The organism is Sphingopyxis yananensis, from assembly GCF_020687785.1.
GTDB lineage: Bacteria > Pseudomonadota > Alphaproteobacteria > Sphingomonadales > Sphingomonadaceae > Sphingopyxis > Sphingopyxis yananensis.
In genome coordinates, this window is the sequence record NZ_JAJEWI010000001.1 from 174,411 (window position 1) to 191,210 (window position 16,800).

The following is a 16,800-nucleotide window of genomic DNA, read 5'->3' on the forward strand; positions in this document are numbered from 1 at the left end:
TTGGCAAAGAGCCCCAAGAAACCGAAACCTGCTGGCCAAAAAGCTGCTGGCCAAAAACCCGCAGGACTGCCGACGTCTGAGCAAATCCTGAAATATATTGAGGAAAGTTCGGCTGCGGTCGGCAAGCGAGAAATCGCCAAATATTTCGGCCTGCATGGGGCGGAGAAAATCGCGTTAAAGGCGCTGCTGAAGGACATGACCGACGAGGGTCTGATCGACGCAGCGCCTGGCCGTGCGTTTCACAAACATGGCGGCCTGCCGCGGGTGACCGTGCTGCGCATTGCTGCGATCGAAGGCGACGCATTGTGGGCGGTGCCAGACCGCTGGGAAAGCCCTAATCCGCCGCCGCGTGTGCGGGTGATGGAAAAAGGCAAACGCAGCGCCTTGGGCGTAGGCGACCGGATTTTGGCCCGTACCGAGGAACGGGGCAAGGGCCATATCGCCCATCCGATGAAGCGGTTGCAGGCGGGCGGCGAAACCATCGTCGGCGTTCTGGTCAGCGACACCGGACCCAATGGCAAGCCCATGAACTGGCTGCGCCCCGCTGACAAACGCGCCCGTTTTGACCACCCGATTTCTGATATGGGCGATGCCCAAATTGGCGATTTGGTGCGGGCAGAATTGTCGGGCCGTGGCAGCAACATCAAGGCCAAGGTGCTGGATGTGCTGGGCGACCCCTTCGCGCCGCGTTCGCTCAGCATGATTGCCATCGCAAAGCATGAAATTCCGCATATCTTCAGCAATGACGTGATTGCCGAGGCGGAAAAGGCCAGCCAACTACCGCTGACCACCGATGGCCGCGAAGATTTGCGCCATTTGCCGATTTTGGCGATCGACCCCGCTGATGCACGCGACCATGACGATGCCGTTTGGGCCGAGCCGGATGATGACGCGGGCAATGCGGGCGGCTGGAAGGCCATTGTGGCGATTGCCGACGTTAGCTATTATGTGCGCAGCGACGGTGCGCTGGACCGCGAAGCACGGCGGCGCGGCAACAGCGTCTATTTCCCCGACCAAGTCGTACCCATGTTGCCCCATATTTTGTCGTCGGGCTTCTGTTCTTTGAAACAGGGCGAAGATCGCGCCGCGATGGCGTGCCATTTGGTCATCGACAAACATGGCAAGGTGACGTCTTGGCGCTTTACCCGCGCCTTGGTGAAATTGCGCGCCAATATTGCCTATGAACGGGCGCAGGCGGCCTATGATGCGGACCAAGCCGATGATGGGTGGGACGCGGATGTTCTGCCGACTTTAAAGGATTTGTGGGGTTGCTGGCTGGCACTGGCCAAAGCCCGCGATGCCCGTAAGCCGCTGAATTTGGACTTGCCCGAACGACAGGTCATACTGGACGAGGCGGGCAATATCGCGGAAATCCGCGTGCGCGAACGGTTGGATGCGCACCGTTTGATCGAAGATTATATGATCGCGGCCAATGTCGCGGCGGCCAAAGCGTTGGAGGCCAAAAAGGCCCCCGTCATGTACCGCGTCCATGAAGTGCCCAGCCGTGAAAAGCTGCTTAGTCTGAAGGATTACCTGGAAACCTTCAGCCAAAGTTTCGCGCTGGGACAGGTGATTACGCCCGCCACCTTTAACCATATTATCGACGCCTTTCAGGGCCAAGACAATGCCCAAGAGGTTATGGAAGCGATCCTGCGTACCCAAACACAGGCCTATTATGGGCCAGTGAACGCAGGGCATTTTGGTTTGTCATTGGGCAGCTATGGGCATTTCACATCGCCCATTCGCCGCTATGCCGACTTGATCGTGCATCGCAGCTTGGTTGATGCCTATCATCTGGACGTACCGCACAAGCCCAAGGGCTTGCCTGAGCGCACCGGATTGGGCGAACAAGACCGCAAGGGCTTGGCCCATATCGGTGAGGTGATCAGCCGCTTGGAACGCCGCGCCATGGACGCAGAGCGTGAAACCATTGACCGCTATGTGGCGGCATGGCTGGCCACCAAAGTGGGTGAAATCGTCGCTGCGCGGATAACCGGCGTTCAGAATTTCGGCTTTTTCGCGACGGTTGACGGCTTGGGCGGCGACGGTTTGGTGCCGGTGTCCACGCTGGGGCGCGAACGTTTCCATTATGACGAAGCCGCCCGCACGTTGGACAGCGAATTGGGCCGCGTCAGCTATTGGGTGGGGCAGCGGCTGGACCTGCGGTTGGTGGAAGCCAATCCGATCAGCGGCGGTTTGCGCTTTGAATTGCCCGATGCCCCCGAAGCGGGCCAACCTCAACGCCGCGGCCCGCGCCGCGACATCCGCCGCGATGGTGGGGGTCGAAAGGATGGCAAGGGGAAGCATTTGGTGGGGCCACGTGGCCGACCCAAAAATATCCGCCACCAAGGGCGCAAGCGTTAAATCCATGTTCGGGGTTGCGGTTGGGCGTGGCGATGCCCTTCCGCAACCCGTTCCTGCCTTCCGCGCATCAGCTTAGCGCATCAAGGCGTTCGATATCGATACCGCCGGGAATGACCATGACGGGGCAGGGCAGATTGCCCGCGTCCAGTCCGGTGAAATGCGCGACCAATGGCCCCGGCGCGCCCGATGGCGCGGTGCCCAGAACAAGCGCCGCGACTTCTTCGTTGGACGCGATAACGCTGCGGACCACTTCGGCGGGTTTTCCCGACTTGATCAAAATTTGGGGGTTCACATCGCCTTCTTTGCTGGCTTCGGCGACCGAGGCCGATACCAAGGCTTCGATATGTTCGCGTGCCTCGGCCTCCATTGTGGCTTGGGCGCCGCCAAAGGCGATAAAATCTTGCGGTTCGATAATGCCCAGCAACATCAGGCCGCCTGATGTCCGTGCCGCACGCCGAGCCGCAAATCTGAGGGCCAGAGAGCTTTCAGGACTTTCGTCAACGACGACCAAATATGTCCGCACGGCAATCAACCCCCATAGAATAGCACTTCTTAGCGATAAATTGCGGCAGGAACGTCAGAAAGGCAAGTTCATCTGATGGACGCGGGCCAATTAGCTGCTAAGAATAAGCAAAATGCCCTAGCGGCATAATCCCCAGGTTGATTGATAAGGACCAAAAGAAAAATATGGCCATCGAACTCAAAATGCCCGCTCTCTCCCCGACCATGGAAGAGGGCACCTTGGCAAAATGGCTCGTGAAAGAGGGCGACACGGTTCAGTCCGGCGACCTGTTGGCAGAGATTGAGACGGACAAAGCGACGATGGAGTTTGAAGCGGTGGATGAAGGTGTCATTGCAAAAATTCTCGTTGCCGAAGGGACGGACGGCGTCAAAGTGGGCACCGTGATCGCGATGATCGCCAGCGAAGATGAGGATGCTGACGCTGTCAAGGCACCCGCCGCCAAGGCTCAGCAAGCCCCCGCAAAGGAAAGCGCCAGCGCCGCCGCTGCTGCGCCCGCTGCCGCCGCTTCGACTCCGGCAGCCACAGCAGCGCCGGTCAGCGCGGATGGTGAACGAATTAAAATCAGCCCCTTGGCGCGCCGCTTGGCCGCAGAGCAGGGCCTTGACGTGTCCAAATTGACGGGAACCGGACCTGGTGGCCGTATCGTTAAGGCCGACTTGGCTGGCGCTGCATCGGCTGCGGTCGCTGCGCCGCAAGTCGCTGCCACCCCCGCAACCAATGCGGCACCCGCTGCTGCGGCGACGCCGTTCCAGACGGACATTCCGCATAGCGCCGAAAAGCTCAGCAATATGCGCAAGACGATTGCGCGCCGCTTGACCGAAGCCAAGCAAAGCATTCCGCATATTTACCTGACGGTCGATATTCAGCTAGATAAGCTGCTGAAACTGCGTGGTGATTTGAACAAGGCGTTGGAGCCCCAAGGCGTTAAATTGTCGGTCAATGATCTGTTGATCAAGGCGCTGGCCAAGGCATTGGTGCAAGTGCCTAACTGCAACGTCAGCTTTGCGGGCGACCAGTTAATCCGTTACGCGCGTGCCGATATCAGCGTGGCTGTGTCCATTCCAGGCGGATTGATCACGCCAATTGTTGCGGATGCGGGTAATAAGTCGATCAGCGCGATTGCGACGGAAATCAAGGAATTGGCAGCGCGTGCCAAGGACGGCAAATTGCAACCCCATGAATATCAGGGCGGAACGGCCAGCCTGAGCAACATGGGCATGTTCGGTATCACGCAATTTGACGCGGTGATTAACCCACCGCAGGCGATGATCATGGCCATTGGTGCGGGCGCGCAGCGTCCATGGATTGTCGACGGAGCCTTGGGCATTGCAACGGTGATGTCGGCAACTGGCAGCTTTGATCACCGCGCCATCGACGGCGCAGACGGTGCGCAGTTGATGCAGGCGTTCAAAAATATCATCGAAAACCCCTTGGGACTGGTGGCATAACATGGCCGACACCAACTATGACGTCATTGTGCTGGGCAGCGGTCCTGGCGGTTATGTCGCCGCGATCCGCAGCGCGCAATTAGGCCTGAAAACGGCGATTGTGGAACGCGAAAATTTGGGTGGCATCTGCCTGAATTGGGGCTGTATTCCAACCAAAGCTTTGCTGCGTTCGGCGGAAATCTTTCACTATATGCAACATGCCAAAGATTATGGCTTGGCAGCACAAAATATCACGGCGGACTTGGACGCCGTGGTAAAGCGCTCACGCGGCGTGGCGAAACAGCTGAATCAGGGCGTAACCCACCTGATGAAAAAGAATAAAATCACCGTACATATGGGTGATGGCAAGCTGGTCGCTGCGGGCAAGCTGGAAGTGACGGGCGAGAAAGGCGTGGAAACGCTGACCGCCAAGCACATCATCGTCGCAACGGGTGCACGGGCACGGGATTTGCCCTTTGCGCCTGCAGATGGCAAGCGCATCTGGACCTACCGCCATGCCATGACGCCCAGCGAAATGCCCAAGAAGTTGCTGGTGATTGGTTCCGGCGCGATCGGCATCGAATTTGCCAGCTTCTATAATGACATGGGCGCAGACGTGACCGTCGTGGAAATGTTGGACCGCGTCGTTCCGGTCGAAGATGCGGACATTTCGACCTTCCTTGAAAAAGCCTTGAAAAAACAAGGCATGAAGATCTTGACCGGAGCAGGGGTCGAGGAATTAAAAGCCAGTGCCAATGGCGTGTCGGCCAAAATCAAGACCAAGGACGGCAAGGTTGAAGCATCGGAATTCACCCATGCCATCGTCGCCATTGGCATCGTGCCCAACACCGAAAATATCGGTTTGGAAACCCTGAAGGTCGAAACCACCAAGGGGCATATTAACACCGACCCTTATTGCCGGACCAATGTAAAGGGTCTGTGGGCGATTGGTGATGTGACCGCGCCGCCATGGTTGGCGCATAAAGCCAGCCATGAAGGTGTGATTGCCGCCGAAGCCATTGCCAAGGAATTGGGCCATAAGGATGCGCATCCGCACCCGATGGACGCCCAAAATATTCCGGGCTGCACCTATTGCCACCCACAAATTGCCTCGGTCGGCTTGACGGAAGCCAAAGCCAAGGAAGCGGGTCATGAGGTTCGCGTTGGCAATTTCCCCTTCATCGGCAATGGCAAGGCCATCGCGCTGGGTGAAGCCGAAGGCTTTATCAAAACCGTGTTCGACGCAAAAAGCGGCGAATTGCTGGGCGCGCATATGGTCGGCGCCGAAGTCACGGAAATGATCCAAGGCTTTACCATCGGCAAAACCGCCGAGTTGGTGGAAGAAGATTTCATGCACACCGTCTTCGCCCATCCGACGATGAGCGAGGCCATTCATGAAAGCGTGCTGAGCGCCTATGGACGGGCTCTGCACATCTAAGGTCCATCCCGACCGTTGAAATATAGCGAAATTCGGCCCCACATGATATGCTTTGCCCAGCGAACATATCATGTGGGGCCATTTCATTGGCGGCCAAGCAGCATAGCAGGCCAAGCAGCATAGCAGGAGAGGGTGATGACCAGCATGAAAATGGAACCGCCCCCCAGCCTTGGTACAGCCCATTATGGCCACCAACACATTGCGCTGATCATGGCTTTATTGCTGTTTGCGCCAATTTTCGGCTGGTTGATTTCGCGCGGATTGGGCGGCCAGATGGACTGGCTCGTTTCCCAATTGCTGAGTTTGCATGGTGATGCGGCCCATGGCGCATGGGCCAAATTGTTGATAGCGGTGACATGGTTGGGGCATTTTGGGCCGCGCACCGCGATGGCGTTGATCTTGGCTTATTATGTCTATCGGATACGCGGCGCTGTCGGCGCGGCGGTGCTGCTTGGCTGTTTCTTTGCGGCCAGCGGATATAGTTCGTTGCTCAAGGCCATTTTTGATCGCGAACGCCCGGATATTATTGTTCATTTGGATCATGTCAGCAGCGCATCTTACCCCAGCGGCCATGCCGCAGGGGCGATGGTAATCATGGTTATGTTGGCGACGATCGTGCCGCCGCGATTTCGCAGCCTTGCATGGGTGATTGCGTTGCTGTGGGTCGGATTGATGTCGATTTCTCGGCTGGCGCTGGGCGTTCATTGGCTGACCGATATTATCGGTGGGCTGGCCATTGGCCTTGGCTTTGCGTTGCTGGCCCGCCCCTTCATTCAATGGCGGGCCAGAACGGCCTAAGACGGCAAAACTTACTGAATAAAATTTTGAACCAAGGCCTGACGCTTGGCAGCGTTGACGCCCAGCACAGCCTCGGCATATTCCGAAACACTGCCATGTTTTTTGCGGATTTCTGCCAAAGCTGTGTTCAGATAATCGGCATCAACACCCATTAGCGTGCGAATGGCGTCATCGCTGATCGTCCCTTCATAACGTTGACGCAGATGTGCGCCGCCTTGGGCGATGCGGGCGTCAATATTACCCGCTTCGTTGGTCAGCAGATAATCCTGCATGATATCATCGTCATGAACGCCCAATAATATATGCAGCACCGCCACGCTCAGGCCCGTACGATCCTTTCCGGCGACGCAGTGGATCAAGCTGGGCGTCGCGCTATCTGCCAAGGCGGTGAAATAGAGCTGCATCGTGCCGACCAATGCCGGACGCCAAGGCATGGCGCGATAGGTTTCCGTCAACCGTGCCCGCGCTGTTGCCGCGTCAATACCGCCGCTGGCCGCCGCCAAATGCGGGGCCAATCCAGCGGTTGTGCCGCCAGCAAACAGCACCTTGGCGCGAAAGGCGGACGAACGGCGGCAAGGGTGGGTTGCCCGTTCATCATCCCCGCGCAAATCCACTACCGTTTCTAGACCCAAAGCGTCAATTTGTTGCAAATCATCGTCGCTCGCCCCTTCATGATGGGCAGAGCGCCACAACAGGCCCTGTTTTACCTGACCCCCACCCGACACGGCATAGCCGCCATAATCGCGGAAATTATGCACACCGCTGAGGGGGAGGACGCGTGGGAAAGTCATATTCAATCTCCGGTGAACACAGGTTTGCGCTTTTCAACAAAAGCGTTGATCGCTTCGCGATTGTCTGCGGTTTCGTGGATAATCGCCTGATAAGCGGCGCTTAATTCCAATATGTCGGACAGACGGCCATGCTGAGCTTCGCGTAGCAGGCGTTTGGTCAGGCGCAGTGCGCGCGGCGGGTTGCATGTGATGCGTTCCGCCATGGCGATGGCACGGTCCAGCAATTCGTCGTCAGGAACCACGTCGTTGACCAGCCCAATTTCCTTGGCATATTTCGCATCAAAGCGGTCGCCGGTCAGGAATAATTCGGCAGCACGCGGATAGCCCAACACCTTTTGCAGCAGCCAAGCGCCGCCATCGCCCGGGACAATGCCGACCTTGATGAAACTACATGCAAATTGCGCGCTTTCGCCCGCAATGCGGATGTCGGCGGTACAGGCCAAGTCGCAGCCCAGCCCAATAGCATGACCGTTAATTGCCGCAATCATCGGAACTTCACAGTCCATCATGGCGCGGATGACGGCCTGCACGCCCTCGCGGTAATTGCTGCGGGTGGAGTCGGGTTGATCCAGCACGCCAATGCCGGTGCGATCCTTCATGCCCTTCAAATTTCCACCCGCGCTAAAGGCTTTGCCTTTGCCAGTCAGGATCACCGCGCTGATGCCGCGATTGTCCCGAATACGTTCAAAGGTGGCGATGATATTTTGACAATCTTCGTGGGTGCCAATGGCGTTCAAGCTTTCTTGGCGGTCCATGGTCAAGATAGCGATTGGGCCACGGCGCTCTAGCTGCAAAAAGTCACTCATGATGGACATCCTCTCAAATGGCATGCCCCTATGCCATGGGCAAAGGGGCATGCCAATATTTGGCTGCTCACGCCGCTTAGGCGACCGCTTTATTTCCGCGTAACGCCGCGATTTTATCGCTGTCATAGCCCAAGGACGCCAGCAAGGCATCGCTGTCTGCGCCAACCACAGGGGCGGGGCGGGGCGTGTCATTGACGGTTGCCGAATAGCGCGGGGCAGGCGCGGGTTGCACCGAACCGCCCACATCCACAAAGGTCTTGCGCTCGATATTATGTGGGTGCTTGGGCGCTTCGTCCAAGGACAGGATGGGCGCGAAGCAAATATCCGTCATTTCCATAATTTCGCACCATTCGTCGCGGGTTTTGGTCGCGAATAATTCGGTCAGGCGCGTTTTTAATTCACCCCATTTGGAAATGTCATGCTGGGCGTCAAAGGCTGGATCATCGCTCAGGCCCGTTTTTTCGCGCAGCAAGGCGTAGAATTGCGGCTCAATCGACCCGATGGAGATAAACTTGCCATCCTTGCAGGTATAGCTGTCATAGAAATGGGCGCCGCCGTCCAACATATTGACGCCGGGCGCGTCTTGCCAGCGGCCCATGTTGCGAAAGCCCCATGTCATGCCCGCCAGCAACGCCGACCCATCGGTCATCGCACAGTCGATCACCTGACCTTGGCCGCTTTGCGCGGCATGCAACAAGGCGCTGACCATACCAAAGGCCAGCATCATGCCGCCACCGCCAAAATCGCCGACATAGTTGACCGGGGGCACAGGCTTTTGTCCGCCGATGCCAACGGTATGCAGAACGCCCGAAAGAGAGATATAGTTGATGTCATGGCCCGCATAAGGCGCATAAGGGCCATATTGGCCCCAACCGGTCATCCGACCATAGACCAGCTTGGGATTGTCGGCCAGCAACACATCTGGCCCCAAACCAAGGCGTTCCATCACGCCGGGGCGATAGCCTTCGATGATGCCATGCGCGCCTTTGCACAAATCTTTGGCGATTTGCAGGGCTTCGGGGTCTTTCATGTTGAGCGCGATGGACGTGCGGTTGCGCGACAAAGGATCGCGCGGGTCCAACTGGCTGCCGGGGCGGTCGATACGGATGACCTCTGCGCCATGGTCGGCCAGCATCATCGCGCAATAGGGCCCAGGGCCAATGCCCGCAAATTCAATGATCCGAATGCCGCTAAGGGGACCTGCCATTTACTTCTTCCTCTCTTTCACTGTCACTATATCTTCATTGTCACTATGTCGAAATATGTCCAAAATCCGTCAAATATCAAAAGCCTGACGTTACCGCCGCCCTATATTGGCGATGCCGCAGCATTGTAACATTGGGGTCATATGGGGCGATGCATAGGGGCGCACCATATTATCGCCCCCGCGCCAAAAATTTGGGCGGACCCTTTGTGCCGCCACCGGACGAAAAGGGACGATCATTTTATGCTGAACCGCCGCCAATTTTCGGGAAGCATGACGGCCATGGCCTTTATGGGGCTCTCTGCGCAAAGCCGCGCTGTCGCCCAAGGCGTTATGGCGAGCGCCGCTGGCTATGGTCCGTTGGTTGCGGACCCAGCGGGATTGTTGGATTTGCCGTCGGGCTTTTCCTACCGCATGATTTCGCAGCTGGGCGATGCGATGCGCGATGGACACAAAGTCCCTGACCGAGCCGATGGTATGGGGTGCATTGCCTTGAAAGACGGGCGCATCGCCTTGGTTCGTAACCATGAATTGCAGCCCAAGCATCTGGCCGATGGCCCCTTGGCGCGTGGGCTTGCTTGCCCAAGCGAAAGCTTTGATAGCATCGGCGGAGAAGCCTTGCCCGGTGGGACGACTACTTTGGTACTGAACCTCAAGACTTTGGCGGTCGAGGATCAATATTTGTCGCTGGTTGGCACCATTCGCAACTGTGCTGGCGGCGTGACGCCATGGGGCAGTTGGCTGACCTGTGAAGAAAGCGTGGACGGGCCGGCGCAGGGCGTCGGTTCCGATCATGGCTGGATGTTTGAAGTGCCAGCCGATGCGGGCGCTTTGGTTCTGGCCAAGCCGTTGAAATCCATGGGCCGTTTCATGCGCGAAGCCGCCGCAGTCGATCCGCGCACGGGCATTGTTTACATGACCGAGGACCGCGACGACAGCTTGTTCTACCGTTTTCTGCCCCATGTGGCGGGGCAGTTGGACCAAGGTGGACGGTTGCAGGCTCTTGCGCTGTTGAACGGTGCGCAGGACAGCCGAAATTGGTCCGGCCACCATTGGCAAGCACGCGAATGGTATATCACGCGCTGGGTTGATCTGGACGATGTAGAAAGCCCCAAGGATGACTTGCGCACGCGCGGCGCGGCGGATGGCGCGGTTATTTTCGCACGCGGAGAAGGCGTTCATTGGGGTGAGGATGAATTGTATTTCACCTGCACCAATGGCGGCGCAATCAAAGAGGGGCAGATTATGCGCTATCGCCCGTCGCCCTATGAAGGGCAGGGGCCGCGACGCGAAGCGGGCGGCCATGTGCAATTGTTTTTGGAATCCAGTGATGCGCGCCAATATAGTTTTGGCGACAATTTGACCGTCGCTCCCAATGGACATTTGATGGTTTGCGAAGATCAATATCATGATGTCGTTGACAATTATTTGCGCGGGGTAACGCCGCAGGGCGCGGTTTATCCCTTTGGTCGCATCAGGGTGCAGACCGAGCCGGCGGGCGTTTGTTTTTCGCCCGACGGCCAGACCATGTTCTTGAACCTGTACAGCCCCACAAAGACTCTTGCCATTACGGGGCCGTTTTAAGGTCATATTATGCGCCTGTGATCAAATGATCGATCAGATACGTTCAATGATGATCGCAGGCGCCATGCCGCCAGCCGCACACATGGTCACCAGACCATAGCGACCGCCAGAACGTTCCAATTCGTCCAAAGCCGTACCGATCAAAATGGAACCGGTCGCCCCAATGGGGTGACCCAGCGCCATCGCGCCGCCGTTGATGTTCACCTTGGCGCGGTCCAGATCCAGATCGCGGATGAATTTTTCGGCAACCACGGCAAAGGCTTCGTTGATTTCCCAAACGTCGATATCGTCCTTGTTCAAACCAGCCTTGGCCAACACCTTCTTGGCGGCAGGAACAGGGGCGTTCAACATCAAGGTCGGATCATCACCTTGGTTGCAATAAGCCACAATACGGCCCCGTGGTTTCAGACCATTTTTGTCAGCATATTCTTTCGATGTCAGCAGGATAGCGGCTGCACCATCCACAACACCCGAAGAGTTTCCGGCATGGTGGAAATGCTGGATTTCCAGATCTGGATAGCGGCGGTTAATTTGCTTGCGGAAGGTGGTGCCGCCAACATCAAAGTCTGCCAATTTGGCAAAGCTGGGTTGCAGTGCAGCCAGACCTTCGGCGGTGGTTTCGGGACGCGGAAATTCTTCGCGGTCCAATGCCACGCTGCCATCTGGGTTCAGCACGGGCACGACGGACTTGTTAAAGCGGCCTTCCTTAATCGCGACATCGGCGCGTTGTTGGCTGACCAGAGCCAGACCATCCAAGGCTTCGCGGCTGATGCCTTCCATGGTGGCGATGGCGTCACCGCAAATGCCTTGGTGCGATTGCGGGTGCAGTTCGTCCAAGGCTTCATGGCCCGAACCCATCAGGCGCGGCGGCATTCCAGCATTGGCTTCTGCGGCCGCATGGGCAGCGGTATAGCTCATCATTTCGGTGCCGCCTGCAATTACGCAGTCTTCCATGCCGCTCATCACGCTGGCGGCTGCAAAGTTGACGGAGCTGATGCCGCCGCCGCAGAAACGATCCAAGGTGGTGCCGCTGGCCTTAATGTCATACCCTGCCGACAGGGCAGCCATACGGCCCAAATCGCCGCCTTGCTTGCCCACTTGGCTGGACGTGGACCAGACGATGTCGTCTACGGTCGCGGTGTCCAAATTGTTACGGTCCCGAATGGCGGCCAAAACGGTAGCGGCCAAATGTTGCGGGTGCAGGTGCGACAAGGCGCCCTTACCGGGTTTGCCGATGCCACGCGGCGTACGAACTGCGTCGATAATATAGGCTTCTGCCATGAACTTATCCTCTCTTTAGCGATTAACGGGGGGCCATGCGGATAGCGCCATCAAGACGCACCGTCTGGCCGTTGAAATAGGTGTTGCGAACCATTTCCATCGCCAAGCTGCCAAATTCTTCGGCTTTGCCCAAGCGTTTGGGGAATGGCACGGAGGCTTCTAGGGAAGCCTTAACTTGGGGGTTCATCTTGCCCAGCAACGGCGTGCCGAAAACACCGGGCATGATGGAGTTTACGCGAATACCAAGGTCCATCATGTCGCGCGCCATCGGCAGGACCAGACCATTGACGCCCGCCTTGGCCGATCCATAAATGACCTGACCAATTTGCGCGTCTTGGGCGGCAACCGAAGCGGTGAAAATAATCACGCCGCGTTCGCCATCTTCCATTTCTGGCAGCTTGGCCATGCCTTCGGCGGAAATCGAACCGATACGATAGCTGGCGACCAAAATCCCTTCGACGCCCGCTGCATAATCCTCGGTTGGCGTGCGGCGAAACTCGCCGATTTCCTTGTTGAATGCTAAGGTTTTACCGCGGCGTGACGTCATGGCGCAATGCACACAGATACGTTCTTGACCATGGGCCGCACGGGCCTTGGCGAAACCATCCAGCACCGATTGTTCGTCGGTAATGTCCACGCGGCAAAACAGCCCGCCGATGCTATTTGCGACTTCATTGCCCAATTCTTCGTTAATATCGAAAATGGCAACTTTCACGCCGGATGCGGCCAATGCCTCGGCGGTCGCGCGGCCTAGACCCGATGCGCCGCCTGTCACCACAGCCGAGAAATTTTGTTCAATTTTCATTGTTTAAGCCCCTCATGCTGGAATTTGGTTGAATGGGACGCCCTTGTCGGGGCGGTGGTCCTGCGGCAGACCAAGGATTTTTTCGGCGATGGTGTTCAGCAGTGTCTCGTCCGATCCGCCCGCAATGCGTCCCGTCGGGGCGTTAATCCAGCTGGATGCCCAATCGGATTTTTGCGATGCATGTTCGTTAAATGGCAAAGCATCTGTACCCTGCAAATCCAGCGCCAGTTCAGACAATTTCTGACGCGAACGCACGGCCACCAGCTTGTTGAGCGATCCTTCTGCACCCGGCGTCATGCCAGCGCGCATCATCAACATCGCCCGCGTGGTGATGCTGTCCAATCCCGACCGCATGGCATAGTTACGCGCAATTTGTTGGCGAATGCGGCCATCTTCAATCGCGGGCTTGCCGTTCATTTTGACGGATTTTGCCAAGGACACAAATTCATCGATCGGTGGGCCAAAGCCGGCGCTGTCGGTGGCGACATAGCGTTCGATCATCAATGTGGCGATGGCCACGGCAAAACCGCCGCCAACGGGCGACATGCGGTGATCATCGGTGATCCGCACATCGTCAAAAAACACTTCATTGACGTGGCTGTCCCCGCCAGCAAGGCGAATGGGGCGTACAGTCACACCGGGGGCCTTCATATCGACCCAAAAATAGGTCAGGCCCTTATGCTTGACGACATTCGGGTCCGTGCGAACAACAATCACGCCATAATCGCTATATTGTGCCCAACTGGTCCACACTTTTTGGCCGTTGATTTTCCAGCCATTGCCGTCTGGTTCCGCCCGTGTGCGCAGGCCCGCCAAATCCGTTCCGCCCGATGGTTCGGAAAATAGCTGACACCAAATTTCTTCGCCTTTCAGGGCCTTAACGACCCTTTCTTTGACGAATTCACGATCTTGGCCAAATTGCATCAAGACCGGAACAGGCATACCCAGCGAAATGCCAAAATAGACATTGGGCAGGCCATATTTCATTTCTTCGGCTTCAAAGGTGACCTTTTCGATATGGGTCAAGCCTTGGCCGCCCAATTCGGTGGGCCAGTTAATGCCAGCATAGCCTGCGGCATATTTATCGGCCTGATATTGGCGGCCCAGCGCCAAATCTTCCTCGACGGTTAAACCTTCGCGAACATCGCGGCCATATTTGGGGGCGATGCTGTCCAACCACGCGACAGCTTTGGCGCGATAGGCGTCTGTTTCATGGTTCATGCCGCTTCTCCTGCCAATTCGTCGACCAAAATATCTTCCCAAAACAGGGTGCTGCCTTGTTCGATGGCCAAACTGCGGGCGCGGCGCATATGAAGGTGCAAGCCAAGTTCCCATGTGACGCCAATGCCGCCATGAATTTGCACACAATCGCGCGCTGCGGTGTCATAGGCTTCGGTGGCGGACAGGCGCGCTGCGGCAGCGGCCAATAAAAATCCGTCCGTGCCATAGGCTGCGGCCGCGCGAATGCAGTTGGCGCGGGCCAGTTCGACATAGCTATAGAGTTCGGCAATGCGGTGCTTCACCGATTGGAAAGCGCCAATCGGTTGGCCAAATGCTTTGCGCGTATTGGCATAATCACGCGCGATTTCCATCAACGCCTCGGCTCCGCCGGTTTGTTCATGGGCGGTGACAACCGATTGCAGCGCCAAAATATGCAAAGCCGCATCCCGGGCGGCGGGGCCGCTGGCCAGCACAATCGCAGATTGGCCGCTGAAGCTCAGCGCGGCAAAGGCGCGGCTGTTATCAAAGCTGTCGATAAAGGATTTTTCGGCGCCTGCCGTGTCAACCGCCAGCAATTTTGCGCCATCGGCCGCTTCGGCCAGCACAATGACGACATCAGCATAAAGACCGCCAACCACCCCGTCGAGGCGGCCACGGACTTGCCCATCGGCAAAGCTCAGGGGCGACTGGATGGGCAGGGGATCGGCCCCGGCCGCAAAAGCCACGCTGCCGATCATCTCACCGCTGGCCAATGCGGGCAAATATCGCGATTTTGCTGCGTCATCGCCATAGGTTTCAATCGCTTTGGCCGCGCCGAAATTGCTGGTTAGAAAGGGTGCGCCGCTAATCGAACGGCCCGCTTGATGGGCGATCAGCCCCAATTCGACCAGCGTCAGTTCCAAGCCGCCAAAGCTTTCGGGCATCGCAAGGGCGGTCCAGCCCTGTTCTTTGGCGATATCCCAAAAGCCTTGGTGATATTTGCCTTGTTGTTCCAGCAGGGGAAGCAAATCATCTTTGCTGATCCGCGCTTCCAATATGCGGCGGGATTCCGTCGCTATTGCTTGCTGTCCTTCGTCGTACAGGATGGTCATTCCATCAGCCCTCTCTCCCAAGATCCGTCGTAAAAAGCCGGACGTTAACGTAAACGTCAAGTGGTTTTGCAATTTTTATTGTCAAACCCATTATGCGCTGGCCCCTGAAAGGCAGGAACCAAAGGCAGGAACCAGCGCACACGCTATATTTTGATGGTCACCATAGACTGGCCACCATCAGATCAAAGCTGACACAAGTCACAAATAGCGTTGATCAGCTTTGTTGTGCTTTCCAGTCGCGGCGAATTTTCTTGGCAAGGCTCCATTTATGAACCTCGGTGGGGCCGTCATAAATGCGGAAAGCGCGGACTTCGCGAAACACTTGCTCGACAATGGTTTTATCGGTCACACCCGTGCCGCCCATCACTTGCACACAGCGATCCGCAATGCGCATCAAGGCTTCGGATACAGCGACCTTGGCCATGGAGCTTTCGACGGTGCCCAAAGAACCCGTATCCAGCACATCCGCGCACCAGTTGATCATCAATTCGGCCTGTTGCAGGTCGATCATATTTTCCGCCAGCATGAAGCCGACGCCTTCATGTTCGATCAACGGTTTGCCAAAGGCCGAGCGGCGGTTGGCATAATTGCTGGCGATTTCATGGGCGCGGATGCAGCACCCCAGCCACCGCATACAATGCGATAGGCGGGCAGGGGACAGGCGGATTTGTGCATATTTAAACCCTTCACCCGCTTGGCCCAACATCTGGTCGGCGGGGACGCGCAAATTGTCGATGATCACCGTCGCGTGGCCACCGGGCATGCTGTTATCGATGGTGTTCGGCACATGTTCAATGCGAATCGCGGGGTTCGGCAGGTCGACCAAGAACATGCAGGCCCCCTCGGTGGCTTTGGCCATGACAATGCCGACACCAGCGCCCTCTGCTCCGGTAATAAAGGCTTTCCGGCCGTTGATCACCCAATGATTGCCATCCAAATGGCAGGTCGTTTTCATCATCGATGGGTCGGACCCGGCGCCATCCTCCTCGGCGGGTTCGGTCATGAAAAACGCCGACCGTGTTGAACCATCGACCAATTTGGTCAGAAAATGATCTTTCAAATGGTCGCTGCCGACCTTGCCCAACAAATACATATTGCCTTCGTCGGGGGCCATGGTGTTGACCGCCAACGGACCAAGAGGCGACAGGCCGCTTTTGATCAAAACCGTGGCTGTTTCCCGCTGGGTCAGATGGTCGCCATCGCCCAGAATATGCGGGGTTAACACGCCCGCGGCGCGGGCTTTTTCCCGCATTTCCTGAACCAGTTCGTCCGTCGGCGCACCATGATGGTCGCGGCGCGGGTCCTGTTCATAAGGAATCACGACGGTGCGGACGAAATCCTCTACCTTTTGCGCGATGATGTCGGCTCGATCCATGGGGGGGATATTTGCGCTCACCAGTCTATCTCCGAAAGTTATGATTATTGTCTGATCCTGCCATTTTTGGCCAATTTCCAAAGTCTGGCTGG

General features: G+C 57.1%; 14 protein-coding genes. 5 read left to right on the forward strand and 9 right to left on the reverse strand.

Features of this window, described 5'->3' with window-relative positions; genetic code table 11:
- Window positions 1-2,364 (forward strand): ribonuclease R family protein, encoded by a 2,364-nt coding sequence (locus LKO31_RS00870; protein ID WP_227688185.1) that lies wholly within the window; start codon window positions 1-3, stop codon window positions 2,362-2,364.
- A 67-nt stretch (window positions 2,365-2,431) separates the two neighbouring features.
- Here LKO31_RS00870 and LKO31_RS00875 read toward each other — a convergent pair whose 3' ends face one another.
- Window positions 2,432-2,887, reverse strand: coding sequence for a universal stress protein (locus tag LKO31_RS00875; RefSeq protein ID WP_227688186.1), 456 nt, complete (start codon window positions 2,885-2,887; stop codon window positions 2,432-2,434).
- A 164-nt stretch (window positions 2,888-3,051) separates the two neighbouring features.
- Here LKO31_RS00875 and LKO31_RS00880 point away from each other — a divergent pair, with 164 nt between their 5' ends.
- The 3 genes from LKO31_RS00880 (at window position 3,052) to LKO31_RS00890 (ending at window position 6,550) form a co-directional block, all read left to right on the forward strand.
- Window positions 3,052-4,335, forward strand: a complete 1,284-nt coding sequence (locus LKO31_RS00880; RefSeq protein ID WP_227688187.1) for a pyruvate dehydrogenase complex dihydrolipoamide acetyltransferase — start codon at window positions 3,052-3,054, stop codon at window positions 4,333-4,335.
- 1 nt (window position 4,336) lies between these two features.
- Window positions 4,337-5,752: a dihydrolipoyl dehydrogenase gene (gene lpdA / locus LKO31_RS00885; RefSeq protein ID WP_227688188.1), complete on the forward strand. Its 1,416-nt coding sequence runs from the start codon at window positions 4,337-4,339 to the stop codon at window positions 5,750-5,752.
- A gap of 135 nt (window positions 5,753-5,887) precedes the next feature.
- The gene (locus LKO31_RS00890; protein ID WP_227688189.1) at window positions 5,888-6,550 is read left to right on the forward strand and encodes a phosphatase PAP2 family protein; all 663 of its coding nucleotides are present in this window, start codon (window positions 5,888-5,890) and stop codon (window positions 6,548-6,550) included.
- 11 nt (window positions 6,551-6,561) lie between these two features.
- Here LKO31_RS00890 and LKO31_RS00895 read toward each other — a convergent pair whose 3' ends face one another.
- The 3 genes from LKO31_RS00895 to LKO31_RS00905 form a co-directional block, all read right to left on the reverse strand.
- On the reverse strand, window positions 6,562-7,341 hold the full coding sequence (locus tag LKO31_RS00895; protein WP_227688190.1) for a tyrosine-protein phosphatase: 780 nt from the start codon (window positions 7,339-7,341) through the stop codon (window positions 6,562-6,564).
- Window positions 7,342-7,343: 2 nt separating this feature from the next.
- Entirely contained in the window at window positions 7,344-8,147 is an 804-nt protein-coding gene (locus LKO31_RS00900) for a crotonase/enoyl-CoA hydratase family protein (protein ID WP_227688191.1), read from the reverse strand.
- A 76-nt stretch (window positions 8,148-8,223) separates the two neighbouring features.
- On the reverse strand, window positions 8,224-9,354 hold the full coding sequence (locus LKO31_RS00905) for a CaiB/BaiF CoA transferase family protein (RefSeq protein ID WP_227688192.1): 1,131 nt from the start codon (window positions 9,352-9,354) through the stop codon (window positions 8,224-8,226).
- A gap of 240 nt (window positions 9,355-9,594) precedes the next feature.
- Between LKO31_RS00905 and LKO31_RS00910 the strand changes: the two genes are divergently transcribed.
- Window positions 9,595-10,935 (forward strand): alkaline phosphatase PhoX, encoded by a 1,341-nt coding sequence (locus LKO31_RS00910; protein WP_227688193.1) that lies wholly within the window; start codon window positions 9,595-9,597, stop codon window positions 10,933-10,935.
- A gap of 33 nt (window positions 10,936-10,968) precedes the next feature.
- Here LKO31_RS00910 and LKO31_RS00915 read toward each other — a convergent pair whose 3' ends face one another.
- The 5 genes from LKO31_RS00915 to LKO31_RS00935 all read right to left on the reverse strand — a co-directional run bounded on the left by LKO31_RS00915 (window position 10,969) and on the right by LKO31_RS00935 (window position 16,708).
- Window positions 10,969-12,216: an acetyl-CoA C-acetyltransferase gene (locus LKO31_RS00915; protein ID WP_227688194.1), complete on the reverse strand. Its 1,248-nt coding sequence runs from the start codon at window positions 12,214-12,216 to the stop codon at window positions 10,969-10,971.
- A 22-nt stretch (window positions 12,217-12,238) separates the two neighbouring features.
- Complete coding sequence (locus tag LKO31_RS00920; protein ID WP_227688195.1) at window positions 12,239-13,021, reverse strand: SDR family NAD(P)-dependent oxidoreductase; 783 nt, start codon at window positions 13,019-13,021, stop codon at window positions 12,239-12,241.
- 12 nt (window positions 13,022-13,033) lie between these two features.
- Window positions 13,034-14,242, reverse strand: a complete 1,209-nt coding sequence (locus LKO31_RS00925) for an acyl-CoA dehydrogenase family protein (protein WP_227688196.1) — start codon at window positions 14,240-14,242, stop codon at window positions 13,034-13,036.
- Complete coding sequence (locus LKO31_RS00930; protein WP_227688197.1) at window positions 14,239-15,333, reverse strand: acyl-CoA dehydrogenase family protein; 1,095 nt, start codon at window positions 15,331-15,333, stop codon at window positions 14,239-14,241. The genes LKO31_RS00925 and LKO31_RS00930 overlap by 4 nt, the downstream gene beginning before the upstream one ends.
- 214 nt (window positions 15,334-15,547) lie before the next feature.
- Window positions 15,548-16,708 (reverse strand): acyl-CoA dehydrogenase family protein, encoded by a 1,161-nt coding sequence (locus tag LKO31_RS00935; RefSeq protein WP_227688293.1) that lies wholly within the window; start codon window positions 16,706-16,708, stop codon window positions 15,548-15,550.
- Window positions 16,709-16,800: the final 92 nt, after the last annotated feature.